This is a genomic window from Stenotrophomonas sepilia (genome assembly GCF_003244875.1).
GTDB lineage: Bacteria > Pseudomonadota > Gammaproteobacteria > Xanthomonadales > Xanthomonadaceae > Stenotrophomonas > Stenotrophomonas sepilia.
In genome coordinates, this window is record NZ_LXXZ01000061.1 from 1 (window position 1) to 22082 (window position 22082).

A 22082-nucleotide genomic window follows, 5' to 3' on the forward strand; every position below is an offset into this window, starting at 1 on the left:
AACTGTCAAAGGCGGGGTGGGTCCGGTTGCGGGGGCGTGAGCCGCATGGATGCGGCGACCGAGCCTACAGGGACGTATTTACGGCGTCCCCGGCAACCGGACCCACCCCGCCTCCCCACAGGAAACCCTCTTGGGCTGTTGCTGTTGCTGTTGCTTTTGCTGGGGTTGCCGGCCAGCGGCCGGCACTACCGCGGGTGCAGGGCGCAGCCCTGCCGATACCCAACCTACTTGGCAGCAGCGATCTGCTTTTCGATGTCGGCGGCGGTCACCGGGCCAAGGAACGTGTGCGCCAGCTTGCCTTGCGGATCGATGAGATGCGTCAGCGGCAGACCACGTGGCGTGGCGAAGTCGGCCGGCGGATCGAACGGGTCCACGATCACGATCGGATAGGTCACCGGATGCTTGGCCAGGAACGACTGCATCTCCGGCACTTCGATGTCCTCGTAGGCCAGGCCGACCACTTCGATGTTGCTGCGCATCGCATGCAGGGCCGACAGCTCGGGCATCTCCTTGCGGCACGGCGCGCACCAGGTGGCCCAGAAGTTCACCACCACCCACTTGCCGCGATGCGCGGCCAGGTCGTAGTCGCTGCCATCCACCGCCTTCATCTTCAGCGTCGGGAACTCGGCGGTGGTGCGCTCGGCCGGGGTTTCCTCGACCGGTGCCGGCGTGCTCGGCGTCGGTGCCTGCGCCGGTGGCTGGCTGCTGGCCGGTGCCGGCTCCTGGGCCGGTTTGCAGGCCGCCAGGGCCAGCAGCAGGGTCAACGGGAGCAGCAGCGGCAACGACGTCTTGCGGGTCATGGGGTGTCTCCAGAGTCGGTATAGATATCACTGACCTTGCGCTTCAGGCGTTCGCGCAGGGGCAGTCGCAGGTCATCCAGCGCCGCCAAGGCGGCACGGCCCAGGCTGTCGTCGCGATACGGCAGGTGCTGCTCGGCTACCGGGATGCGCAGCTGGGTGCATTCGTACAGATCGGCCAGGCTGACCTGGTCCAGGTCGCGCGACAGCAGCCACTCGCCGCGCTCATCGCGGCGCAGCAGGTCGATCTCCTGCAGGTTGCAGATCAGGTCCTGCAGCAGTGAATCGGTCAGCATCGGCTCCAGCCGCAGGATCTCGTCATCGGCCAGGCCTTTGCCCTTGGCCCGCGCATGCTGGAAGCGGCCAAGCAGGCGCAGCAGCCCATAGAACTCGTACCCCTGCGGCAGGCGCAGCTCGACCGGCTGGTAGCGGAAGGCGGCCATCGAGGAGGCCAGCGACGCACCCAGCAGCACCGCCACCCAGCACAGGTAGATCCACAGCAGCAGGATCGGCACGAAGGCGACCGTGCCATACAGCTTCTGGTAGGACTGGAAGCTGCCCAGATACGCGCCGATGCCCCACTTCACCAGTTCAAGGATGACCGCCGCCAGGATCGCGCCGGGCACGGCATGCCGCCATTTCACCGTGTGGTGCGGTACCACACGGAACATCAGCGTGATGCAGACGAACTCGATCAGGATCGGTGCCAGCCGCAGCGCAAGTTCGGCCAGCCAACGGCCCTCCTGGGTACCGAACAACGGCATCGCGAACACCCGCGCCGACACCGCCAGCGACGCAGCGGCGAGCATCGCGCCCAGGGTCAGCACGGTCCAGTAGACCAGGAAGCGGGTCAGCTTGGGCCGGCTCGAGCCGACCCGCCAGATCTGGTTGAAGGTCTCTTCCACGCTGTTGAGCGTGATCAGCAGTGAGGCGACCAGTGCGATGAAGCCGGCGGCGGTCAGCTGGCCGGCACTGGCCGAAAACTGCCGCAGGTAACCCTCGGCCGCGCGCGCAGCGGAGGGCACGAAGTTGGAGAAGACGTAGTCGCTGAGCTGGTCGCTCCAGCGGTCGAAAACGGGGAAGGCCGAGAGCACGCCGAACACCACGATGGCCAGCGGTACCAGCGCGAACACCGTGGTGTACGCCAGCGCCGCCGCTGCCTGGAACAGGCGGTCGTCGAGGAAGCGATGCCACAGGAAGCGGCCGAAACTGATGGCCCGTGCGCGATCCCGCGCGCGCTCCATCCACAGGTTGAGCGTATCCAAAGGTTCCATCGGTGGAAGGGTACCCGATGCGGAATGCTCGCAGGATAGCCATACTGGTGGCCACACGACGAGGAGAAGCGGGCACGATGGGCGAGATTCTGGTGCTGTATTACAGCCGGGGCGGTTCGGTGGCACGTCTGGCGCGCCAGATCGCGCGGGGCATCGGCGAAGTGCCGGGCATGACCGCGCGCCTGCGCACGGTGCCGCCGGTGGCCGCAGTGACCCAGACCGCGCAGCCGCCGGTACCCGACGATGGCGCCCCCTATGTAAGCGTGCAGGACCTGGTCGAATGCCAGGGCCTGCTGCTCGGCAGCCCGACCCGCTTCGGCAACATGGCCGCGCCGGTGAAGCATTTCCTGGATGGGCTGGGCGCCGAATGGGTCAATGGCACCCTCTCCGGCAAGCCGGCCGGCGTGTTCACGTCCACCGCATCCATGCATGGCGGGCAGGAATCGACCCTGCTGTCGATGCAGGTGCCGCTGCTGCACCATGGCTGCGTGATCGTCGGCATTCCGTTCACCGAACCGGCGCTGAGCCACACCACCAGCGGTGGCACGCCCTACGGCGCCAGCCACGTCGCCGGTGCCGCCGACGACCCGCAGCCGACCGACGACGAAGCCGTGCTGGCGCGCGCGCTGGGGCGCCGGGTGGCCGGCATCGCGCAGCGGTTGGCCCGATGAGCGCCGCGCCGCGCACGGTCCTGCTGCTGGCCCTGATGGGGCTGGCCGCGCTGTTCGCCGGCTGGTTCATCAATGACAAGCACTGGCTGGCGACCCAGCTGGTGTTCACCGCGCCGCCGCTGGCGCTGGCCATCGCCGTGCGCCTGGGCTGGCGCAAGGCCGGATTCTGGGCCTCGGTCCTGGCGCTGGGCTGGTTCAGCCACGGCGTGATGAGCGCCTGGAGCCATCCGGAAACGCGCTGGCTGGCGCTGATCGAGATCGCGCTGGCCCTGCTGGTGATCTTCAGCGCCAGCCTGCCCGGCCTGCGCGCCCGCTTCGGCAAGCAACGCTGACGCTGCGCCCGCTGGGCCGTATCATCTGCATTCCTGGCCCCGCGCCGCAGTACCTGTCCTGGTTTCGCGCATGCACATGATGGAAGAGCTCCTGGTCGTCACCACTGGTGGCACGATCGACAAGATCTACTTCGACGACAAGTCGGACTACCAGATCGGCGATCCGCAGATCGGCATGATCCTGCGCGAGCTGGGCGTGACGTTCCGCTTCAACGTGATTCCGATCCTGCGCAAGGATTCGCTGCACATCAACGATGAGGACCGCGAGCTGATCCGCGCCACCATCGCCGCGCAACCGACCCGGCACGTCCTGGTGACCCACGGCACCGACTCGATGGTGCAGACCGGCAAGGTGCTGGCGACAATCCCCGACAAGACCATCGTGATGACCGGTGCACTGAGCCCGGCACGCTTCCGCGGCTCGGATGCGGAGTTCAACATCGGCTGTGCGATCGGTGCGGTGCAGTCGTTGCCGAGCGGCGTGTACATCGCGATGAACGGGCGGATCTTCGACCCGCAGCACGTGCGCAAGAACGTGGCCGCGAACCGCTTCGAGTCGGTCTGAGGAACCGCGCGCCGACCAAGCTCGGCACCTGCCAGAGCGCTGCCCTTGTAGTGCCGAGCCATGCTCGGCAACCGCGTGCCAGCGCGGCACAACGGTCCGCAGCCAGAGCAGCCGAGCATGGGCTCGGCCCCACAGAAGCAAGAACGCCCCGGCCGAAGCCAGGGCGTGCCCTTGGAGAGGGACTTGGGCTCAGTACTGGGCGTTGAGGGTCACGCCCGAGAAGGTGCTGTAGGCCTTCACCCGCACATACCACGTGCCAGCGGCAGGGCTGTTGATGGTGCAGGTCTCGCTGTTGCCACTCAGGTACGGACGGCAGGTGTAGCTGGTATCGGTCGGGGCACTGCCCTGGCGCACGTACAGGTCGGCATCGCCGCTGCCGCCACTGATCGTCACGCGCAGCTGGCTGCTACCGGCCGGAACGGCGACGGTGTAGTTCAGCTCGGCACCGGTCGCAGCGCCCAGGCCGGTCACCGGCACGTTGTTCTGCAGCACGTTGCCACCCGGGTTCGGGTTGCCACCGCCGTTGATCGCCGCATCCACGGCCGCGTTGGCGTCGACGATGCCGGCGCCGCAGCCACCGGAGCAGGCGCCCGGCAGCGGGCGTGCAGTGCTCTTGATGATGCTTTCGACCTGCGCCGGACTCAGTGCGCTCGGCGCCACCGACTGCATCAGCGCAACCACGCCGGCCACATGCGGCGCCGCCATCGAGGTGCCGTTGTACGACGCGTAGCTGGCGCTGCCCGGCGTGGTGGTACCGGTGTTGAGGGTGGACAGGATGCTCTGGCCCGGGCCGGAAATGTCGATGCCGGCACCGTAGTTGGAGAAGCTGGCACGCGCACCGGCCGAGGTCGTGGCCGCCACCGCGATCACGTTCGCGCAGTTGGCCGGCACCGACGAGGACACGTTGGTGTTGCTGTTGCCGGCGGCGACCACCACGGTGGTACCACGGCTGACCGCGCCGTTGATGGCGTTCTGGTAGGTGGCCGAGCAGGTGCCGCCACCACCCAGCGACATGTTGATGACCTCGGCCGGGTTGGCGTTGGCCGGCACGCCACTGACGGTGCCGCCAGAGGCCCACACGATCGCGTCGGCGATGTCGGAGGTGTAACCGCCGCACTTGCCCAGCACGCGCACCGGGACGACCTTGGCATTGAACGCAGTACCGGCCACGCCGGTGCTGTTGTTGGTCACCGCCGCCACGGTGCCGGCGACGTGGGTACCGTGCCAGCTGGAGTTGGAGGCCGGGATGCCCGAGCCGCACTCGTTGGCGCCGTACCAGTCGCCCTCGTCATTCGGGTTGTTGTCGCGGCCACCGCCATCGCGCGCCATCGCGGCATCGCTGATGAAGTCATAGCCAGGCAGGATGTTGGCGTTGAGATCGGGATGGTTGGTGATGCCGGTATCGATCACGGCCACCACCACGCCGGTGCCGGTGGCCTTGTCCCAGGCCGGCCGCACGTTGATCGACGCGTTGGAGGTACCGAAGCCCCACTGTTCGCTGAAGCGGGTGTCATTCGGGGTCAGCGTCGCACGCATGATCTGGTCGACTTCGACGTATTCCACGTTCGGGTCGGCGGCGAGCTTGCGCATCAGCAGCTCGGATTCGGCCTGGTCAAGCGGGCGATCGGTCTTGACCAGGGTCGGGCCAACGGCCAGCTTGCGGACCTCCTGCAGGCCCAGCGCGCGGCCCTGGCTGCTGGCCAGGCCGGCGGCGGCAGTCTTCAGAGAAGAGGCCAGTGCCGTGGTGTTGGCCACCGGCGCACTGCCGTCGCGGTACTTCACGATGAAGCGCTGGTGCGTCGGCGCGGACTGCAGGCCGCTGAGCTGGACGTCACCGGCCAGCGCAGGCGTGGCCAGCAGCAGCGATGACAGAACGGACGCACCAAGGACCACCCACACTCGACGCACACGCGGTTGCGTTACCTGGGACATCGTATCTCCCTTTCTTGTGGTGTGAATGCCGGAATCGGCAGAAGCACCGGCCCGAACCCTGGGCTGGCTTGCGTTGGCGAGGTTCGAAGTCCGATGAGTCAGCGGATCCCCCTAACGATCCGCCGTACATATGACGCTAATGGCCGAAACCGGACACCACAAGATTTTCAGGGTCTTTTCAGCAAGATGAAATGTTCGTTCTGAGACTTTTTGGGTCGAGGGTTTGTGAAGGTGAAGGAACTTTCTCGTGTCCTGCACAGACCTGACTGGGTCGTCACGTGTCCTGGAATGACTTTGCCGACATCGGCGTCCACCGATCCGGGGCAGATCCCTTTCTCACGCGGAAAGGGATCTGACCCCTTGGCTCGAAACGCAGAAAGCCCGTCGCGGGGACGGGCTTTCCAGAAGCGCAGCCGGGCGCGGGCCCGGCTCTACGATTCGATGTGGGCGATCAGCCCAGCTTGACCAGCCAGTTGTGGCGGTCCGGCAGGCGGCCGTACTGGATATCGGTCAGTTCCTTGCGCAGCGACATGGTCACTTCGCCGGCCGGCGCGTTGATGTCGCCCACCGAGAAGCCCTCGCCCTTCAGCTGGCCGATCGGAGTGACCACCGCGGCGGTGCCACAGGCAAACACTTCGCTGATCGCACCGGAGGCGACGCCGTCCTTCCACTCGTCGATGCTGACCTTGCGCTCTTCGACCTTCATGCCACGGTCGCGGGCCAGCTGCAGGATGCTCTCGCGGGTGATGCCCTCGAGGATGCTGCCCGACAGTTCCGGGGTGACCAGCGTGCCGTCCTTGTAGACCAGGAACACGTTCATGCCGCCCAGTTCTTCCAGGTACTTGCCTTCGACCGGGTCGAGGAACAGTACCTGCGAGCAGCCCTGCGCCTGCGCCTTCTGCTGCGGGAGCAACGAGGCGGCGTAGTTGCCACCGCACTTGGCGGCACCGGTGCCGCCCTTGGCCGCACGCGCGTACTCGGTGGACAGCCAGATCGACACCGGGGCAACACCCTTGGCGAAGTACGGGCCGGCCGGGCTGGCGATGACGTAGTAGCCGGCCTTGTGCGCGCCGCGCACGCCGAGGAAGGCCTCGTCGCCGATCATGAACGGGCGGAAATACAGGCTCGACTCATCGGCCGAAGGCACCCAGTCACTGTCGACGGCGATCAGCTGCTTCAGCGATTCGACGAAGATCTCCACCGGCAATTCCGGCAACGCCAGGCGCTGCGCCGAACGCTGCAGGCGACGGCCGTTGGCATCCGGGCGGAAGGTCCAGATCGAACCGTCGGCGTGGCGGTAGGCCTTGATGCCTTCGAAGATTTCCTGGCCGTAATGCAGCACTGCGGCGGCCGGGTCCAGCTGCAGCGGGCCGTAGGCGCGCACATTGGCATTGTGCCAGCCGGCATCCTTGTCCCAGCGCACTTCCACCATGTGATCGGTGAAGTGCAGGCCGAAGCCCGGCTTCTCCAGGATCTTGGCGCGCTCTTCAGCGCTGCGCGGGTGGTCCGAACGGGTGACGGCGAAGCTGGGGATGGACTGGGACACCGGAGGATTCCTGTTCTGGTTGCGGGTAGTGCCGGGCCCGCGTCACTGCGGGCCCTGGGTCAAAGCATGCCGGTCTCTAGCCGGGCCGCCTCGGACATCATGTGCTGGTTCCACGGCGGGTCGAACACCAGGTCGACGTCGGCCTCGGCCACCGTCGGGATCATTTCAAGCTTGCTGCGCACGTCGTCGACCAGGATCTCGCCCATGCCGCAGCCCGGGGCGGTCAGCGTCATCTTCACGTCGATCTCGCGCTTGCCCTCATCCAGGTGCTTGATCTCGACTTCATAGACCAGGCCCAGTTCCACGATGTTGACCGGAATTTCCGGATCGAAGCAGGTGCGCAGCTGCTGCCACACCAGCTGCTCCACCTGTTCATCGGTGGCGTCGGCCGGCAGCTCGAGCGGCGCCGGTGCCTCCTTGCCGATGGCATCGCCGTCCTTGCCGGCGATGCGGAACAGGTTGCCCTCGACGAACACCGAATAACTGCCGCCCAGCGCCTGGGTGATGTACCCATAGCTGCCGGCAGGCAGGGTCACGGTGTCGCCCTGCGGGACCATCACGGCCTCGCAATCGCGTTCGAAGTGGACAGGTTCGCTGCTACGGGAATACATGGGGACCGATATGGGGCCGTGGCCGAGGCCACGCAAGACGGCATTCTAGCCCAGCCGCCCCCGCACCGCCGGTGCACTGCGGCAAACCACAGTATCCTGTGGGTGATCTTCTGGGAGCTTCGATGTCCTCCAATGCCGCGCGTGCCAGGACCGTGACCTGGCTCTGGCCCCTCATGCTGCTGCTGGGCCTGTTTGTCGCTCCCCTCGCCTGGATGGTCCTGGCGCTGATGACCGGCCGGCAGGTCGGCTGGATGGCGGTGCTGGCCGCCCTGGAACTGGTGTTCATGCTGCGCCTGGGCACGCTGGGCCCAGGCCGGCTGCGCGTCGCCCTGGTCGTGCTCGGCACCCTGCTGGTGGCCGCCGTGGCCAACTGGGCCATCGCCAGCGCCTGGATGGGCGGCTCGATCGGACTGGACCTGTGGGATGCCACCACGCGGATGGGCCCGCACCTGGCCTGGACCCTGATCAGCCTGGCCAACGGCGCGGTGGAATGGCTGTGGCTGGCCGTGGCCGTGGCCGTAGGTGCCTGGCTGGCGCGCTGAGCGCGTAGAGATTCTTGGATTCGGTAGTGCCGGCCGCTGGCCGGCAAAGGCGTGCGGACCAGGGACCGCACCTACCCGCTGCAGCCACCACGCGCGGATGGGGTAGTGCCGGCCGCTGGCCGGCAAGGGGGGCAGAGCCCTTTCCTGCGGAAAGGGATCCGACCCCGGTCCTCAACTCAATGCCCGCCGTCGAGCGCCTTCAGTTCACTCACCAGCGAGGCCGCCGCTTCGGCGCCGTCGCCATAGAGCATGCGGGTGTTGTCGGCGTAGAACAGCGCATTCTCGATGCCGGCAAAACCGGTGCCCTTGCCACGCTTGATCACCACCACGTTGCGCGCGTTGACCACGTCCAGCACCGGCATGCCGTAGATCGGGCTGGCCGGGTCGGTCCGCGCCACCGGATTGACCACGTCGTTGGCACCGATCACCAGCACCACGTCGGTATTGGCGAACTCGGGGTTGATGTCGTCCATGTCGGCGATCAGATCGTAGGGCACGCCGGCCTCGGCCAGCAGCACGTTCATGTGCCCGGGCATGCGCCCGGCCACCGGGTGGATCGCGAACTTCACTTTCACGCCACGCTGGCCCAGCCGCTGCGCCAGTTCCCAGATCTTGTGCTGGGCCTGCGCCACCGCCATGCCGTAGCCGGGCACGATCACCACGCGCTCGGCAAAGGCCATCATCGCCGCGACGTCCGACGCTTCGATGGGCTTCTGCGCGCCGGTGATCGCCTGTGCCTCGCCGCCGGCACCGCCGCCGAAGTTGGAGAACAGCACGTTGCGGATCGGCCGGTTCATCGCCTTGGCCATCAACCGGGTCAGCAGAATGCCGGCCGCGCCGACCATCATGCCGGCGATGATCAGCGCCTCATTGCCCAGCACATAACCTTCGAAGGACACCGCCAGGCCGGTGAATGCGTTGTACAGCGAGATCACCACCGGCATGTCGGCGCCACCGATCGGCAACGTCATCAGCACGCCCAGTGCCAGCGCCAGCACGAAGAAGGCGACGATTGCCGAGGTGTTTAGCGTGCTGGCCGCGATGATCGCCAGCACCGCCACCGCCAGTGCCACCATCAGGTTCATCAGCTGCTGGCCGGGCCAGGTCACGCGCTTGTCCAGGCGTCCGTCCAGTTTGGCCCAGGCGATCACCGAACCGGACAGCGAGACCGCACCGATCGCCGCGCCGACCACCGCCAGCAGCAGCACCATGCCCGAGGGCTGGCGCGCGGCCAGGTCGGCCAGCGCCTGCTCGCTCCAATGGCGGGTATCGCGGTTGGCAAGGAAGGCATAGCGCAGCAGTTCCACCGCACCGATCGCCGCCGCCGAGCCACCGCCCATGCCGTTGTACAACGCCACCATCTGCGGCATGTCGGTGATGGCCACCTTGCCGGCCGACCACCAGGCCAGGCCCGCGCCCAGCAGCAGTGCGACCAGGATCAGCGGCACGTTGTGCAGTTCAGGCAGGAAGAAGGTCGCCACCGTGGCCAGCAGCATGCCCAGCCCGGCCCAGCGGATGCCGCTGCGCGCGGTCAGCGGCGAAGCCATGCGCTGCAGACCCAGCAGGAACAGCGTGGCGGCGACGAGGTAGCTGGCCTTGACCAGCCAGTCGAGCAGTTCGACGGTGCTGATGTTCAAGCCTGTGGCTCCTTCGGTTCGTCCCTGCCGCCCTTGGGCGCGCTCGGCTTGAACATCTCCAGCATGCGCGCGGTGACCACGTAGCCACCGGCGGCATTGCCGGCACCGAGCACCACGGCAAGGAAGCCCAGCGCCTTTTCCAGCGGCGTCTGCGCGTGCCCCAGCACCACCATCGCGCCGATCAGCACGATGCCGTGGATGAAGTTGGAACCCGACATCAGCGGGGTATGCAGGATCACCGGCACCCGCGAAATGATCACGTGGCCGGCGATGGCCGCCAGCATGAAGATGTACAGCGCTACGAACCCGTCACTCACTGGCAACGCTCCCGCTCTGTCTTCGTCGGCCCATCATAACCACGGGCTGAACCCGGCGCGCACCCGGCGTCAACCGCGGCGACGCTCACGCGTTGTCGATGGTGAGCCCGAGCGAGGAACCGTACCCTGTGCTGGTGAGCAGCCCCGTCCCCCCGAGCGCCGACACCGATGCCCTGCCGGCATCGCTGGAGGCGTTCCTGGCCAGCGTCGGCCCGCGCGCGTTCCGTTTCGCCGAGGCCGGCCTGCGCCAGCGCGAAGACGCCATGGACGCGGTGCAGGACGCGCTGATGCGCATGCTGGACTACGCAGACAAGCCAGCGGCCGAATGGGCGCCCCTGTTCTGGAGCATCCTGCGCCGCCGTGTGATCGACCTGCAGCGCCGGCGCCGTTTCCGCCTGCCGTTCTGGCGCGACAACCAGGACGCCGACGGAGCCGGGATCGACTGGGCCGACCCCGGCCCGGACCCGGCGCAGGCGCACGAACAGCGCCAGCAGTACCAGCAACTGGTGCAGGCGCTGCGTACCCTGCCCGCACGCCAGCGCGAGGCCTTCACCCTGCGCGTGCTGCAGGACCTGGACGGGGCCACCACCGCCCGCGCCATGGGCTGCAGCGAAGGCGCGGTAAAAACCCATCTGGCACGCGCCCGGCAGGCGCTGCAGGACTACCTGGAGACCCACCCGTGAACCGCTCCCTGCCCTCCGATGACATGCTGCGCAACCTGCACGCGCAGTCGCTGCAGGCGCTGTCGCCGGCCACGCTGGCACGGTTGCGCCAGGCCCGCCACGGCGCCAGCGCGGCTCGTCACGGGCGCTGGCGCTGGTGGCTGGCCAGCGCCTGTTCTCTGGTGGTGGCGCTGGGGATCGGCCTGCAGTTCAGCGGCCACAGCCCCCTGTCGCCCGCCGTGCCGGCACCGGTGCTGGCCTCGATGGAAGACAACAGCGTGCTGTACGACGAAAATCCCGATCTGTACCTGTGGCTGGGCGATACCGACCTGGCGATGGAGTGAACCATGTCCCGACTGCATACCCTGCCGCTGCTGTTGACCCTGTTGCTGCTGCCGGCCTTCCCGGTATTGGCGCAGAACGCCGCGCCCGCCCCTGCCGCACGCCCCGCGCCAGCCCCACCGCTGCCGGCCTGGGAACAGTTGAGTGAAGCGCAGCGGGAATCCTTGCTGGCGCCGCTGCGCGACCGCTGGAACAGCGCCGATGCCGGCCAGCGCCAGCGGATGCTCTCGCATGGCCAGCGCTGGCAATCGATGAGCCCGGAGGAACGCGACAAGGCCCACCGCGGCCTGCGCCGCTTCGAGCACATGAGCCCGGAACAGCGTGAGCAGGCCCGGGCCCTGTTCGGTCAGATGCGGGATCTGCCGCCCGCGCAGCGCGACGCACTGCGCGAGCGCTGGTCGCAGATGACGCCGGAGCAACGCAAGGACTGGGTGCGGGAGAATCCGCCGCCGGCGAAGCCGCGGTAAAGGCAACGTTCAACCCTTTGTGGAGCCGAGCCCACGCTCTGCTGCTCTATCGCGCCTGCGCAAGCCGAGCATGGGCTCGGCTCTACAGGAGGCAATGAGGTTCACCCCTGCCAGCGCGTCTTCGCCAGCAGCTCGTCGTCCCAGTCGAACCCGAGCTGGCCTTCGCGCACAAACAGCGCAACGAAGTTGAGCAGGTTGCGCGCATACATCTCGCTGGCCTGGGTCGCGCCGCGGCTGGCCAGGCCCAGCGGACCGTCGATGGTCACGCCCTGGTGTTCGATGCACTGCCCCGGCAGGGTCAGTGCGCAGTTGCCGCCACTTTCCGCCGCCAGATCAACAATGACGCTGCCGGTGGCCATGCCTTCCACCATCGCGGCGGTCACGATGGTCGGTGCCGGGCGGCCCGGTACCGCAGCCGTGCAGATCACCACGTCCACACTGCGCAGGTGGTCGGCCAGCCGACGCTGCTGCTCGGCGCGCTCGTCATCGGTCAGCGCCCGCGCATAGCCTCCCTCGCCCGCCGCGCTGACCCCGAGGTCGAGGAAGCGTGCGCCCAGTGACTGGATCTGCTCGCGGGTTTCCGGGCGCACGTCGAAGCCTTCCACCTGTGCACCGAGGCGGCGCGCGGTGGCGATGGCCTGCAGGCCCGCCACGCCGGCACCGATCACCAGCACCTTGGCCGGCCGCACGGTGCCGGCAGCAGTGGTCAGCATCGGGAAGAAGCGCGGCGCGCGTTCGGCGGCGATCAGCGCCGCCTTGTAGCCGGCCATGCCGGCCTGCGAACTGAGTACATCCATCGCCTGCGCACGGGTGGTGCGCGGCAGCTGCTGCAGCGCGAACAGCTGCAGGCGACCATCGGCCGCCAGCGCGGCCAGCGCCGGATCGCTGGCCGGGGCCAGCAGGCCGACCACGCTGGCGCCGGGCTTGAGCTGTTCCAGCACCGCCGCAGGGGGGGCCTGCACGCACAGCAGGATATCGATCTCGGCCCAGCGGCCCGCGTCGAAGACGCGTGCACCGGCATCGTCATAGGCGGCGTCGGTGAAACCAGCGGCCAAACCCGCGCCCGCCTCATACCAGACGGCAATGCCCAAGGCCCCGAGCCTGCGCGCGGTCTCCGGCGTCAGTGCCACGCGCCGTTCGCCCGGCGCGGTCTCCTTGATCCCCAGCAACGCCACGGCCATGCAGATCCCCGCTGATCGGTGAGTTTCCCGATCCTAGCAGGCGGCACCCGCTCAGTGCAGCGTGGCGCTGCCCGGGTCGAGGCGATCGATCACGCCCTGCATGGCGCTGTCGAAGGCGCCATCATCAACGTGGGCACGCAGGCGGCCCAGCCGCATCATCACCGCCAGCTCTTCAGGCGAGGCCACGCAGAAGCGCACGCCGCGACGGTTGACGAACAGCAGGCGCGAGGAAATCGGGCTGACCCAGGACAGCTTGCCCGCCTGCACCTTGCCATCCTTGTCGATGAAGTCCAGCCAGTTGCCGATTTCCATGCGGCGGAAGCGGTCGGCATCGGCGTTGTCGAAATCGTCGGCGTCAATCTGCCCGCCAAGCTCAACCGCCGGCGATTCAGCCACTGGCGGCGCCGGCAAGGCAACCTGCGGCAGCTCCGGCAGCGCACGCTGCAGTTCCGGCCGCGATTCGGCGATGCCCTGCAGGGTGTCATGCAGGGCATCAATGGCGGCGGTGGCCGCATCGCCGTGCACGCCGACGCTGGCAAACACCTTGGCCAGCATCGGCTGCCAGGCCTGCAGCCACGGCTTGCCGACGATCTGGCGGCGGGCCTCGGCCACTTCCTCAAGCAGGCCATCGCCAAGGCTCAATGCCTCGGCCACCGACGCGCCTTCTTCTCCCTCGCGCAGCAGCGCCAGGGTCAGATGATGCTGCCACGGCTGGCGCAGGAACTCGGCAATGGCCGGCGGCAGCGTGGCGTCACCGATGCGGCGGTCCAGTTCCGCACCGGCCCGGCTGCGGGCCATCTCCAGCTTTTCCTGGCCGCGCTGCGTTTCTGCGGCACGGCGCTCGGCGATTTCCACCCGGCGACGATGCTGCACCAGGAACTCGCGGAATTCCTCTTCCAGGGTCAGGAAGATCGCCAGGTTCTCGTTGAACTCGGCCACCAGGCGCTCGATGATCTCTTCGACCTTGGCCATCAGCATGCGCTCGGCCTGGCTCTCGCCGGTGTTGCCCTCGCAGGCCTCGGCCAGCGAGTTGAGCAGCTTGCGCGCCGGGTGGGTCTTCTGCACGAACATGCGGCGGTCGAGCATGGCGACCTTGACGAAAGGCACCACCAGGCGGCCGATCAGTTCGCGCGAGCGGCCTTCCAGTTCGCGCTCGTCCAGCATCACGTCGAACAGCATGCCGACCAGGTCGATGGCGTCCTCATCCTGCGGGTCCAGCCGGGTCTGGCCCGGATCGACGCCAAGCTGGGTGGCGCTGGACAGCACTTCGCTCTTCAGGCGCTGGGCCAGCGATTCGCCGTCCTCGCCGATGGCCGCGCGCAGGGTGGCGCTGGGCGTGGCCTGCAGCAGCGACAGCACCGACATCATTTCGCGCTGGCTGAGCGGGCGCTGCTGGCCAACCGCCACCTGCGCCGCAGACGTGGCATCCTCACGCACGTGGCGGGTCTGCTGCAGCAGTTCGTGCAGCGCTTCCAGCAGCATGCCGTGCTGGCCAGCGTAGGCCTCGCCGGTGGCGCCGTCATCGCCGCCCAGGTGCTGCTGCATATGCCCGCGGCGCTCGGACCAGCGGGCGGCGAAGCGCTGCGCCCAGGCCGGTGCGGCCTGCTCGTCATCGCTGAACCCCGGATCGACGCCCACGCCGTGGCGATGCTCGACCAGGTCATCCAGCATCCCGGCCATGCGCGGATCCGGTGCCGGCGGTTGTGGGCGCTGCGGAGCCCCCATCTGCGACATCACGCCGGCTGCGGCCAGCTGCTCGTCCAGCTTCTCGTAGATGCGACCGACTGGTGCACGCAGGTCGCGCTCGCACAGCTTGATCAGCACCAGATGCACTTCCGGGGCCAGTTCACAGCCGGCAAAGGCCTCGTGGATGGCCACGCCCAGGTGTTCGGGGCTGATCGGATTGTGGTCGGCGTCCAGTTCCGCGCCGCCGATCAACCGGCCCAGGCGGCGATCCAGCCGCGCCAGCACCGGCTTGAAGTCACGCAGCAACACAGTGGCGAAATTGCGCACCGCCAACCGGGATTCCAGCACATGCTCGGCCAGCAGGCTGAGCCCATCCTCGGCCGGCCCGGACAGGGTCGCCTCGGCTGACAGCGGCTCACCAGCCTCCAATGCGGCCCAGGCCTGCTGCAGGTGGCCTGCGAAAGCGGCCGCGATGTCCTCACGGCGCCGGCGCAGTTCGCGCATCGCGTCCAGGAACAGCAACTGCGACGAGCCGGCATTGCCGGCGCGGTCGAACAGGGCATCGTCGAAACGCGCCAGTGCCGCCCCGAAGGCCTGGCACAGCGCGGGCAGGACCATGTCCCGGGCACGCTGGAGCTGGGCCGGGTCACGGCCCGGCGATCCCATCGGTGTGGGCACGCTCATCATTCGGGAAGGCTCCCCACCTTCTCTGGTACGACAGACAGCATGGACATCGCGGCTTCCGGCACACCCCATGTACCGGAACGTCGATGGTAGGCCGGCCAGCCCGTCACGGACAGTGAAACAGTCCTCACTTCAAACCTCATGACCGGCGGCCCGGCAAGACAGATATCGTAAGCCGTGCAAGGCCCACGAGGCGAGGGGAAGCGGCTGTCCGTTTCCCGCCAGTGGCATGATGTTCATCACAGTTTGGTATTCAAGGGCCGGACGCGACACAAACGGCGTCATTGACCACCCCGACTATAATCAAACGCCCGTGATGACCGGTTCAGACTCCATGCCCGATCCTGCTGCCCTGCTCGCCCTGGATGCCCGCCGCTCGGTGCCCTCGCGGCAACTGGGCGAGCCCGGGCCGGACCCGGCCACCCTGCAGCGGATGCTGGCCTCGGCGGTGCGCGTGCCCGACCACGGCAAGCGCGTGCCGTTCCGCTTCCTGAAAATCGCAGGCGATGCACGTCACACTCTGGGCGAGTTCCTGGCTGAACGCAGCCGCCAGCGCGACCCACATGCGGGCGAGGCCGTGTTCGAGAAGGACCGCCAGCGTTTCAGCCACGCACCGCTGGTGATCGTGGTGGTGGCCAGCCCGCGGCCGGACCCGAAGGTGCCCGAACAGGAACAGCTGATGACCGCCGGCTGCGTCTGTTTCGCCCTGCTGCAGGCCGCGCAGGCGCTGGGTTTCGGCGCACAGTGGCTGACCGCCTGGATGGCCTTCGATCCAGCCGTGCAGGCCCACCTGGGCCTGGTCGACGGCGAACGCATCGCCGGCTTCATCCACATCGGTACGCCCAAGGCCGACGTACCCGAGCGCGAGCGCCCCGACCCGGCGGCCCTGCTGCGCGACTGGACGCCCCCGGCATGACCCTGCCGGCCGCCCCGCCGTCGCTGTACCTGGTTGATGCCAGCATCTACGTGTTCCGTGCCTGGCATTCACTGCCAGACCAGTTCCAGGACGCACAGGGCTGGCCCACCAATGCGGTGCACGGCTTCGCCCGCTTCCTGCTGGACCTGCTCGAGCGCGAGCGCCCGCGGCACATCGCCATCGCCTTCGACGAAGCGCTCGACAGCGGTTTCCGCCACCGGCTGTATCCGGCCTACAAGGCCAACCGCGAGCCGGCACCGGAGGCGCTCAAGCGCCAGTTCGTGCACTGCAAGGCGCTGTGCGCGGCGCTGGGCCTTGCGGTCCTGGCCCACCACGACTACGAGGCCGACGACCTGATCGGCAGCGCCCTGCACGTACACCGGGGCAGCCATCGCGGGGTGATCATCTCCGCCGACAAGGACCTGTCGCAGCTGCTGGTCGACCATGACGAGCAGTGGGACTACGCCCGCAACCAGCGCTGGAACGTGGCCGGGGTGAAGGCGCGGCACGGCGTGCACGCGCACCAGATCGCCGACTACCTGGCGCTGTGTGGCGATGCGGTGGACAACATTCCCGGTGTCAGTGGCCTCGGCAGCAAATCGGCCGCCGTGCTGCTGGCCCATTTCGGCAGCATGGATGCGCTGTTCGAACGACTGGACGAAGTGCCGTTCCTGCGCCTGCGTGGCGCTGCACAGATGGCAGTGCGGCTGCGCGAGCAGCGCGAGCACGCCCAGCTCTGGCGCCAGCTGACCACCATCGCGCTGGACGCGCCGTTGGAGGGCAGCCAGCCCGGACTGCTGCGCCAATCGGCCGATCCAGAGCTGCTCGGTGGCCTGTGCCAGACCCTGCGCTTCGGCCCGATGACCCGCCGCCGGCTGTTCGACGCCGCCGGCGTGGCCGATCCTCTTCCCTCCCACAGCGAGCCCGCATGAGCCAGCGCAATACCGAAGCCCCGCGCGTCGTCTACGAAGGCAAGTACCAGCGCATGCTGGTGCGCGGTACCTGGGAATACAGCGAACGCACCCATGCCGGTGGCTTGGCCGCGATCATCATCGCCGTCACCCCGGAGGACAAGGTGCTGTTCGTCGAACAGTTCCGTGTACCGCTGCAGGCGCCCACCATCGAAATGCCGGCCGGCCTGGTCGGCGACATCCACGCCGGCGAATCGATCGAAGTCTCGGCGGTGCGTGAACTGGAAGAAGAAACAGGTTGGACCGCCGATCACGCCGAAGTGCTGATGATCGGCCCGACGTCTTCCGGCGCCAGCAGCGAGAAGATCGCCTTCGTGCGCGCCACCGGCCTGCGCCGCATCGGCGAAGGGGGCGGTGATGACAGCGAGGACATCACCGTGCACGAGATTCCACGCAATGAGGCTGCAGCGTGGCTGGTGCAGAAGATGGGCGAAGGCTACGAGCTGGACGCCAAGCTCTGGGCCGGGCTGTGGATGATCGAGCACCACCTGGACGGGCGCCCGCGTGGCTGACGCTGACCTGCACAGGCTGCCTGCGTTGCTCGGCGCCGACGACCCGGCGATCTACACGATCCACCGGACGCAGGGCGTCTCGCCCTACCTCCTGCTTGCCGACCACGCCGGCCAGCAGGTGCCGCGTGCGCTGACCGGGCTCGGCCTGCCCCAGGCCGAGCTGGACCGCCATATCGGCTGGGACATCGGCATCGCCGGCACCACCCGTGCACTGGCCGAACGGCTCGATGCCTGGGCGATCGAACAGACGTACTCGCGGCTGCTGATCGACTGCAACCGCCCACTGGCCTCACCGACGCTGATTCCGGAGGTGAGCGACCACACCGTGGTGCCGGGCAATGCCGGGCTGTCGGCGGCGCAGCGCCAGCAGCGCATCGATGCGATCCACGCGCCGTACCATGCACGCATCGAGACCGAGCTTGATGCGCGCCGTGATGCCGGCCAGCCCACCCTGCTGGTGATGATGCACAGCTTCACCCCCGTGATGAACGGCACGCAGCGGCCCTGGCACGCCGGCGTGCTGTACCACCAGGACATGCGTTTTGCCCATGCCCTGCTGCAGGCATTGCGCGAAGAAGGCGACCTGGTGGTGGGGGACAACGAACCGTATTCGGTCAGCAGTACCAGCGACTACGCGGTGCCGGTGCATGGCGAAGGCCGCGGGCTGGTGCACGTGGAACTGGAGATCCGCCAGGACCTCATTGCCGATATGGCAGGGCAGCAGGCGTGGGCCGAGCGGTTGGCACGGATCTTCGGCGCGCTGCAACCGGAGTTGCTGGCGCTGGGTTGAACGCGCGTGGTTCCATCCCGTATCGGTAGTGCCGGCCGCTGGCCGGCAACCTCAGTGATCCAACCACCCCGAGATTGCCGGCCAGCGGCCGGCACTACCACAGGCGCGGCACATCCCCCCACGGCAACCCCTTCAATCATGCCTCGTTGGCCGGGCAGACGGTGGCGGCCGATTCGGCCGGTGCCGGGCGCAGGCCCAGCGCGATCACCACGCCGAACAGTGAAAACAAGGCGGCACCGTATTCGGCGCGCACCAGCCCGGCCAGTGCACTCGGCGAACCGGCTGTACCGGCATCGGCATTGGCCACCATCACCAGCACGGCCAGGCCCAGCGCACCACCGATCTGCTGCGCGGTCGCCGCCATGCCAGATGCAACACCCTGCTGTGCGGACGGCACGCCCTGCCCGGCCACGATCCACATCGAGGTCCAGGTCATGCCCTGGCCGATGCTCAGCACTACCACGCCCGGCAGCAGCGGCCAGAAGTTCGCGCCGTGCGGCAGCGTCGCGGCCACCCAGGCGATACCGATGGCGCCGGCCAGCTGCCCGATCACCAGCACCTTGCGCGCGCTCCAGCGCTGCAGCGTCCACTCGGCCAGCTGGATGCCGACCGTGCACACCGCAGTGGCGGGCAGGAACGCCAGGCCGGCCTGCAGCGGGCTCCAGCCGTAGCCGTCCTGGAAGTACAGCGCCATGAAGTAGTACTGCACCCCATAGCTGCTCATGAAGGCGAAGGTCAGGCCCAGTGCCGCGCGCAGTCCGGGCAGCCGCAGCAACGCGAACTGCATCAGCGGATCGCGGCTGCGCTGTTCGATCTGCACGAACGCCACCAGCAGCAGCACCGACAGCAGCAGGCAGCCCAGCGTGGCCGGCGCAGTCCAGCCCCACTCCGGCCCTTGCACGAGGGTAGTGACCAGCAGGCTGCCGCCGGCAGTGACGGTGATGCAGCCGGCCAGATCGAACGAGCGGCCCTGCGCACGCGGGCCATCGGCCGGCAACCACGCACCCGCAGCCACCGCGCAGGTGGTGGCCAGCGGCACGATCACCGCCAGCACCGCCGGCCAGCCGAACGCCTGGGTCAGCACGCCACCGAGCAGCGTGCCCAGCGCCAGGCCCACCGCGCTGGCCATGCTCCAGATCGCAAGTGCACGGTTGCGCACCGGACCTTCCGCATACAACGTGTTGATCAGCGCCAGCGTGGCCGGGAACAGCAATGCCGCGCCGATGCCCTGCGCCGCACGCGCGATGATCAGCAGGGTGGCGTTCGGCGCCAGCGCGCCGAGCAGCGACGCCAGTGCGAACAGCAGCATGCCCAGCCGGTAGAAGCGGCGACGGCCGATCAGGTCGGCGGCACGGCCCCCCAGCAGCAGGCTGCCGCCAAAGGCCACGGTGTAGGCACTGACCACCCATTGCAGCTGCTGTGCGTTGATCTCCAGCGCGCGCCCCATGTCATGCAGGGCGACGAAGATGATGGTGGCGTCCAGGGCGATGATCAGCTGGGCGGTGGCCAGCAGGGCCAGCGCCCAGCGCGGGTACTTGAGGGGAGGCATCGACGGTCCGGTGCTGTGGGGGAGCGCAGTCTCATTGATGCAGAGCTATCAATAAACCCCTTTCCGGCCATATCTGTCATGATTTTCAGCATGAATGGAACCTCGATGGACCTCAATGCCGTGCGCATGCTGGTGCAGGTGGCCGAAGCACGCAGTTTCACCGTCGCCGCCGGGCAGCTGGGCCTGAGCCAGTCAGGCCTGTCGCGCGCGATCAGTCGGCTGGAGGCCACGCTGGGGGTGAAGCTGCTGCAGCGAAACACCCGCAACGTGGCACTGACCCCGGATGGTCGCCAGTTCGTCGATCAGGTCGCGCCCCTGCTGTGCGGTCTCGAAGACGCCGAACGCCAGTTGGCCGACCGTCCGTGCACGCCCTCGGGCACCCTGAAGATCAGTGCGCCCTCGATGTTCGGGCGCAAGGTGCTGGTACCGCTGCTGGGGCCGATGCTGCAGCAGCACCCACAACTGCAGGTGGAAGCCGTGCTCAACGACCGCCTGGTCGATCTGGTCGAGGAAGGCTTCGATGCCGCGCTGCGCACCGGCGTCATTGCCGACCAGCGCATCGTCGCGCGGCCACTGCGGCCGCTGCGCTGGGTGACGGTGGCCAGCCCGGACTACCTCGACCGCTGTGGCGCGCCCGACGATGTGGCCGCCTTGCGGGATCATGCCTGCCTGGCGGTGCGCAACCTGCGCAGTGGCCGGCTGGTGGACTGGCAGTTCCTGCAGGACGGCCAGCTTCACGACTTCACGCCACCGGCGCGGATGGTGTTCGACAGCGGCGATCCGCTGGTGGAAGCGGCGATCGCCGGCATCGGCATCGTGCAGGTGATGGATTTCGCGGTGGCCGACGCCTTGGCCGACGGCCGCCTGCTGCGCGTGCTGCAGCCGTTTGAAGGCCGCAGCCGCGCGCTGTCACTGATCTACCCGCCGTCGCGCCAGCATTCGCCGAAACTGCAGGTACTGGCCGACGCGTTGCTGGCTGGGGACTGGTAGCGCCGGCCGCTGGCCGGCGCCTGCAAATCCAGACGTTTCACGTGTGGACTGCGGTAGATCCACGCCATGCGTGGATGGGGTTGGCAGCGTCGGGCCATGCCCGGCGCTACCGGTGCGGCGTTGCCGGCCAGCGGCCGGCACTACCGGTCAGGCGAAGCTATCGGTGGCGCGCACCAGCGCGTCCACGTTCTCGGCCTCGAACGCCGAGTGGCCCGAGGCCGGGGTGATTTCCAGCTTCGCCTTCGGCCACACCTTGGTCAGATCCCAGGCATTGGCCAGCGGGCAGACGACGTCGTAGCGGCCGTGCACGATCACGCCCGGGATGTCGGCGATGCGGTGCGCGTCGCGCAGCAGCTGGTCTTCCACTTCGAAGAAGCCGCCGTTGACGAAGTAGTGGTTCTCGATGCGGGCAAACGCCAGCGCGAAATGCGGGTCTTCGTGGCTGTTGATGAAGTCATCATCCACATGCAGGAAGCTGGTCGCGCCTTCCCACACCGCCCACGCCTTGGCCGCTTCCAGGCGGGTGGTTTCGTCGTCGCTGGTCAGGCGGCGGTGGAAGGCCGAGATCAGGTCATGACGCTCCACCGACGGGATCGGCTTGAGGTAGTGCTCCCACGCATCCGGGAACAGGCGGTTGGCGCCTTCCTGGTAGAACCATTCCAGCTCCCAGCGACGCAGCATGAAGATGCCGCGCAGGACCAGTTCGGTCACGCGCTGCGGGTGGGTTTCGGCATAGGCCAGGGCCAGGGTCGAGCCCCAGCTGCCACCGAACACCTGCCAGCGATCGACCTTCAGGTGCTCGCGCAGCTTCTCGATATCGGCGACGAGGTCCCAGGTGGTGTTGTCCACCAGATCCGCGTGCGGGGTGGAACGGCCAGCACCGCGCTGGTCGAACAGGATGATGCGGTACTTGGATGGGTCGTGGAACTGGCGCATCTTGTCGCTGCAGCCGCCACCCGGGCCACCATGCAGCATCACCACCGGCTTGCCTTCCGGGTTGCCGCACTGTTCGAAGTACAGCGTGTGGCGGTCGTCGACCTTCAGGGTGCCGACGTCGTAGGGGGTGATGGCGGGGTACAGCGTACGCATGCTTGCAGCTCCAGGGTGA

At 68.0% G+C, this 22082-nt stretch carries 23 protein-coding genes; 12 read left to right on the forward strand and 11 right to left on the reverse strand.

Annotated elements, in window-relative coordinates:
• Positions 1-224: 224 nt before the first annotated feature.
• Both A7X97_RS12555 and A7X97_RS12560 read right to left on the reverse strand, forming a co-directional pair.
• The gene (locus A7X97_RS12555; RefSeq protein ID WP_072167911.1) at positions 225-800 is read right to left on the reverse strand and encodes a TlpA family protein disulfide reductase; all 576 of its coding nucleotides are present in this window, start codon (positions 798-800) and stop codon (positions 225-227) included.
• Complete coding sequence (locus A7X97_RS12560; RefSeq protein ID WP_005415390.1) at positions 797-2071, reverse strand: YihY family inner membrane protein; 1275 nt, start codon at positions 2069-2071, stop codon at positions 797-799. The genes A7X97_RS12555 and A7X97_RS12560 overlap by 4 nt, the downstream gene beginning before the upstream one ends.
• Positions 2072-2148: 77 nt before the next feature.
• Here A7X97_RS12560 and wrbA point away from each other — a divergent pair, with 77 nt between their 5' ends.
• The 3 genes from wrbA to A7X97_RS12575 all read left to right on the forward strand — a co-directional run bounded on the left by wrbA (position 2149) and on the right by A7X97_RS12575 (position 3639).
• A complete protein-coding gene (wrbA, locus tag A7X97_RS12565) occupies positions 2149-2742 on the forward strand; it encodes an NAD(P)H:quinone oxidoreductase (RefSeq protein WP_049438254.1) in 594 nt (197 codons plus the stop codon).
• Positions 2739-3074, forward strand: a complete 336-nt coding sequence (locus A7X97_RS12570; protein ID WP_005415388.1) for a DUF2069 domain-containing protein — start codon at positions 2739-2741, stop codon at positions 3072-3074. Before wrbA ends, A7X97_RS12570 begins: the two co-directional genes overlap by 4 nt.
• A gap of 79 nt (positions 3075-3153) precedes the next feature.
• On the forward strand, positions 3154-3639 hold the full coding sequence (locus tag A7X97_RS12575; protein ID WP_010481766.1) for an asparaginase domain-containing protein: 486 nt from the start codon (positions 3154-3156) through the stop codon (positions 3637-3639).
• A 189-nt stretch (positions 3640-3828) separates the two neighbouring features.
• Here the strand turns inward: A7X97_RS12575 and A7X97_RS12580 are convergent, their stop codons facing one another.
• From A7X97_RS12580 to sufT, 3 genes are all read right to left on the reverse strand, one after another.
• Positions 3829-5571 (reverse strand): S8 family peptidase, encoded by a 1743-nt coding sequence (locus A7X97_RS12580; RefSeq protein ID WP_088496467.1) that lies wholly within the window; start codon positions 5569-5571, stop codon positions 3829-3831.
• 451 nt (positions 5572-6022) lie between these two features.
• On the reverse strand, positions 6023-7117 hold the full coding sequence (locus tag A7X97_RS12585) for a branched-chain amino acid aminotransferase (RefSeq protein ID WP_005412326.1): 1095 nt from the start codon (positions 7115-7117) through the stop codon (positions 6023-6025).
• 59 nt (positions 7118-7176) lie between these two features.
• The gene (gene sufT / locus A7X97_RS12590) at positions 7177-7728 is read right to left on the reverse strand and encodes a putative Fe-S cluster assembly protein SufT (RefSeq protein WP_005415385.1); all 552 of its coding nucleotides are present in this window, start codon (positions 7726-7728) and stop codon (positions 7177-7179) included.
• Between the two features lie 122 nt (positions 7729-7850).
• On the opposite strand from sufT, the gene A7X97_RS12595 reads away from it, so the two are divergent.
• The gene (locus tag A7X97_RS12595; protein WP_032953950.1) at positions 7851-8270 is read left to right on the forward strand and encodes a membrane protein; all 420 of its coding nucleotides are present in this window, start codon (positions 7851-7853) and stop codon (positions 8268-8270) included.
• A gap of 176 nt (positions 8271-8446) precedes the next feature.
• On the opposite strand, the gene A7X97_RS12600 is transcribed toward A7X97_RS12595, so the two are convergent.
• Both A7X97_RS12600 and A7X97_RS12605 read right to left on the reverse strand, forming a co-directional pair.
• Positions 8447-9907 carry an NAD(P)(+) transhydrogenase (Re/Si-specific) subunit beta gene (locus tag A7X97_RS12600; protein ID WP_072167909.1) on the reverse strand — a complete coding sequence of 487 codons (1461 nt, stop codon included), beginning with the start codon at positions 9905-9907 and terminating at the stop codon, positions 8447-8449.
• On the reverse strand, positions 9904-10224 hold the full coding sequence (locus A7X97_RS12605) for an NAD(P) transhydrogenase subunit alpha part 2 (RefSeq protein ID WP_005415382.1): 321 nt from the start codon (positions 10222-10224) through the stop codon (positions 9904-9906). The genes A7X97_RS12600 and A7X97_RS12605 overlap by 4 nt, the downstream gene beginning before the upstream one ends.
• A gap of 98 nt (positions 10225-10322) precedes the next feature.
• On the opposite strand from A7X97_RS12605, the gene A7X97_RS12610 reads away from it, so the two are divergent.
• The 3 genes from A7X97_RS12610 to A7X97_RS12620 are packed head-to-tail and all read left to right on the forward strand — an operon-like array spanning position 10323 to position 11695.
• Positions 10323-10907: an RNA polymerase sigma factor gene (locus tag A7X97_RS12610; RefSeq protein WP_111008003.1), complete on the forward strand. Its 585-nt coding sequence runs from the start codon at positions 10323-10325 to the stop codon at positions 10905-10907.
• Positions 10904-11230, forward strand: coding sequence for a hypothetical protein (locus A7X97_RS12615; RefSeq protein WP_111008004.1), 327 nt, complete (start codon positions 10904-10906; stop codon positions 11228-11230). The genes A7X97_RS12610 and A7X97_RS12615 overlap by 4 nt, the downstream gene beginning before the upstream one ends.
• A 3-nt stretch (positions 11231-11233) precedes the next feature.
• Entirely contained in the window at positions 11234-11695 is a 462-nt protein-coding gene (locus tag A7X97_RS12620) for a DUF3106 domain-containing protein (protein WP_111008005.1), read from the forward strand.
• Positions 11696-11796: 101 nt separating this feature from the next.
• Here A7X97_RS12620 and A7X97_RS12625 read toward each other — a convergent pair whose 3' ends face one another.
• Both A7X97_RS12625 and A7X97_RS12630 read right to left on the reverse strand, forming a co-directional pair.
• Complete coding sequence (locus tag A7X97_RS12625) at positions 11797-12876, reverse strand: NAD(P) transhydrogenase subunit alpha (protein ID WP_111008006.1); 1080 nt, start codon at positions 12874-12876, stop codon at positions 11797-11799.
• 51 nt (positions 12877-12927) lie between these two features.
• The gene (locus tag A7X97_RS12630) at positions 12928-15249 is read right to left on the reverse strand and encodes a DUF1631 domain-containing protein (RefSeq protein WP_111008007.1); all 2322 of its coding nucleotides are present in this window, start codon (positions 15247-15249) and stop codon (positions 12928-12930) included.
• A 331-nt stretch (positions 15250-15580) separates the two neighbouring features.
• Here A7X97_RS12630 and A7X97_RS12635 point away from each other — a divergent pair, with 331 nt between their 5' ends.
• From A7X97_RS12635 to A7X97_RS12650, 4 genes are read left to right on the forward strand one after another with little or no spacing between them, the layout of a single operon-like run.
• A complete protein-coding gene (locus tag A7X97_RS12635) occupies positions 15581-16162 on the forward strand; it encodes a nitroreductase family protein (RefSeq protein WP_061480136.1) in 582 nt (193 codons plus the stop codon).
• The gene (locus A7X97_RS12640) at positions 16159-17094 is read left to right on the forward strand and encodes a 5'-3' exonuclease (RefSeq protein WP_072167904.1); all 936 of its coding nucleotides are present in this window, start codon (positions 16159-16161) and stop codon (positions 17092-17094) included. The genes A7X97_RS12635 and A7X97_RS12640 overlap by 4 nt, the downstream gene beginning before the upstream one ends.
• Positions 17091-17645 carry an NUDIX hydrolase gene (locus A7X97_RS12645; RefSeq protein WP_061480126.1) on the forward strand — a complete coding sequence of 185 codons (555 nt, stop codon included), beginning with the start codon at positions 17091-17093 and terminating at the stop codon, positions 17643-17645. Before A7X97_RS12640 ends, A7X97_RS12645 begins: the two co-directional genes overlap by 4 nt.
• Positions 17638-18435: an N-formylglutamate amidohydrolase gene (locus tag A7X97_RS12650; protein WP_111008008.1), complete on the forward strand. Its 798-nt coding sequence runs from the start codon at positions 17638-17640 to the stop codon at positions 18433-18435. Before A7X97_RS12645 ends, A7X97_RS12650 begins: the two co-directional genes overlap by 8 nt.
• 136 nt (positions 18436-18571) lie before the next feature.
• On the opposite strand, the gene A7X97_RS12655 is transcribed toward A7X97_RS12650, so the two are convergent.
• Positions 18572-19984, reverse strand: a complete 1413-nt coding sequence (locus tag A7X97_RS12655; protein ID WP_072167902.1) for an MFS transporter — start codon at positions 19982-19984, stop codon at positions 18572-18574.
• A gap of 105 nt (positions 19985-20089) precedes the next feature.
• Here A7X97_RS12655 and A7X97_RS12660 point away from each other — a divergent pair, with 105 nt between their 5' ends.
• Complete coding sequence (locus A7X97_RS12660; RefSeq protein ID WP_111008009.1) at positions 20090-20974, forward strand: LysR family transcriptional regulator; 885 nt, start codon at positions 20090-20092, stop codon at positions 20972-20974.
• Positions 20975-21121: 147 nt separating this feature from the next.
• Here A7X97_RS12660 and pip read toward each other — a convergent pair whose 3' ends face one another.
• Positions 21122-22063: a prolyl aminopeptidase gene (gene pip, locus A7X97_RS12665; protein WP_088497418.1), complete on the reverse strand. Its 942-nt coding sequence runs from the start codon at positions 22061-22063 to the stop codon at positions 21122-21124.
• Positions 22064-22082: the final 19 nt, after the last annotated feature.

Bases quoted from the DNA above. Each gene is read 5' to 3' on its own strand.
- A7X97_RS12555 (WP_072167911.1), bottom strand. From the start codon at position 800: ATGACCCGCAAGACGTCGTTGCCGCTGCTGCTCCCGTTGACCCTGCTG.
- A7X97_RS12560 (WP_005415390.1), bottom strand. From the start codon at position 2,071: ATGGAACCTTTGGATACGCTCAACCTGTGGATGGAGCGCGCGCGGGAT.
- wrbA (WP_049438254.1), top strand. From the start codon at position 2,149: ATGGGCGAGATTCTGGTGCTGTATTACAGCCGGGGCGGTTCGGTGGCA.
- A7X97_RS12570 (WP_005415388.1), top strand. From the start codon at position 2,739: ATGAGCGCCGCGCCGCGCACGGTCCTGCTGCTGGCCCTGATGGGGCTG.
- A7X97_RS12575 (WP_010481766.1), top strand. From the start codon at position 3,154: ATGGAAGAGCTCCTGGTCGTCACCACTGGTGGCACGATCGACAAGATC.
- A7X97_RS12580 (WP_088496467.1), bottom strand. From the start codon at position 5,571: ATGTCCCAGGTAACGCAACCGCGTGTGCGTCGAGTGTGGGTGGTCCTT.
- sufT (WP_005415385.1), bottom strand. From the start codon at position 7,728: ATGTATTCCCGTAGCAGCGAACCTGTCCACTTCGAACGCGATTGCGAG.
- A7X97_RS12595 (WP_032953950.1), top strand. From the start codon at position 7,851: ATGTCCTCCAATGCCGCGCGTGCCAGGACCGTGACCTGGCTCTGGCCC.
- A7X97_RS12610 (WP_111008003.1), top strand. From the start codon at position 10,323: ATGGTGAGCCCGAGCGAGGAACCGTACCCTGTGCTGGTGAGCAGCCCC.
- A7X97_RS12620 (WP_111008005.1), top strand. From the start codon at position 11,234: ATGTCCCGACTGCATACCCTGCCGCTGCTGTTGACCCTGTTGCTGCTG.
- A7X97_RS12625 (WP_111008006.1), bottom strand. From the start codon at position 12,876: ATGGCCGTGGCGTTGCTGGGGATCAAGGAGACCGCGCCGGGCGAACGG.
- A7X97_RS12630 (WP_111008007.1), bottom strand. From the start codon at position 15,249: ATGATGAGCGTGCCCACACCGATGGGATCGCCGGGCCGTGACCCGGCC.
- A7X97_RS12635 (WP_061480136.1), top strand. From the start codon at position 15,581: ATGCCCGATCCTGCTGCCCTGCTCGCCCTGGATGCCCGCCGCTCGGTG.
- A7X97_RS12640 (WP_072167904.1), top strand. From the start codon at position 16,159: ATGACCCTGCCGGCCGCCCCGCCGTCGCTGTACCTGGTTGATGCCAGC.
- A7X97_RS12645 (WP_061480126.1), top strand. From the start codon at position 17,091: ATGAGCCAGCGCAATACCGAAGCCCCGCGCGTCGTCTACGAAGGCAAG.
- A7X97_RS12655 (WP_072167902.1), bottom strand. From the start codon at position 19,984: ATGCCTCCCCTCAAGTACCCGCGCTGGGCGCTGGCCCTGCTGGCCACC.
- A7X97_RS12660 (WP_111008009.1), top strand. From the start codon at position 20,090: ATGGACCTCAATGCCGTGCGCATGCTGGTGCAGGTGGCCGAAGCACGC.
- pip (WP_088497418.1), bottom strand. From the start codon at position 22,063: ATGCGTACGCTGTACCCCGCCATCACCCCCTACGACGTCGGCACCCTG.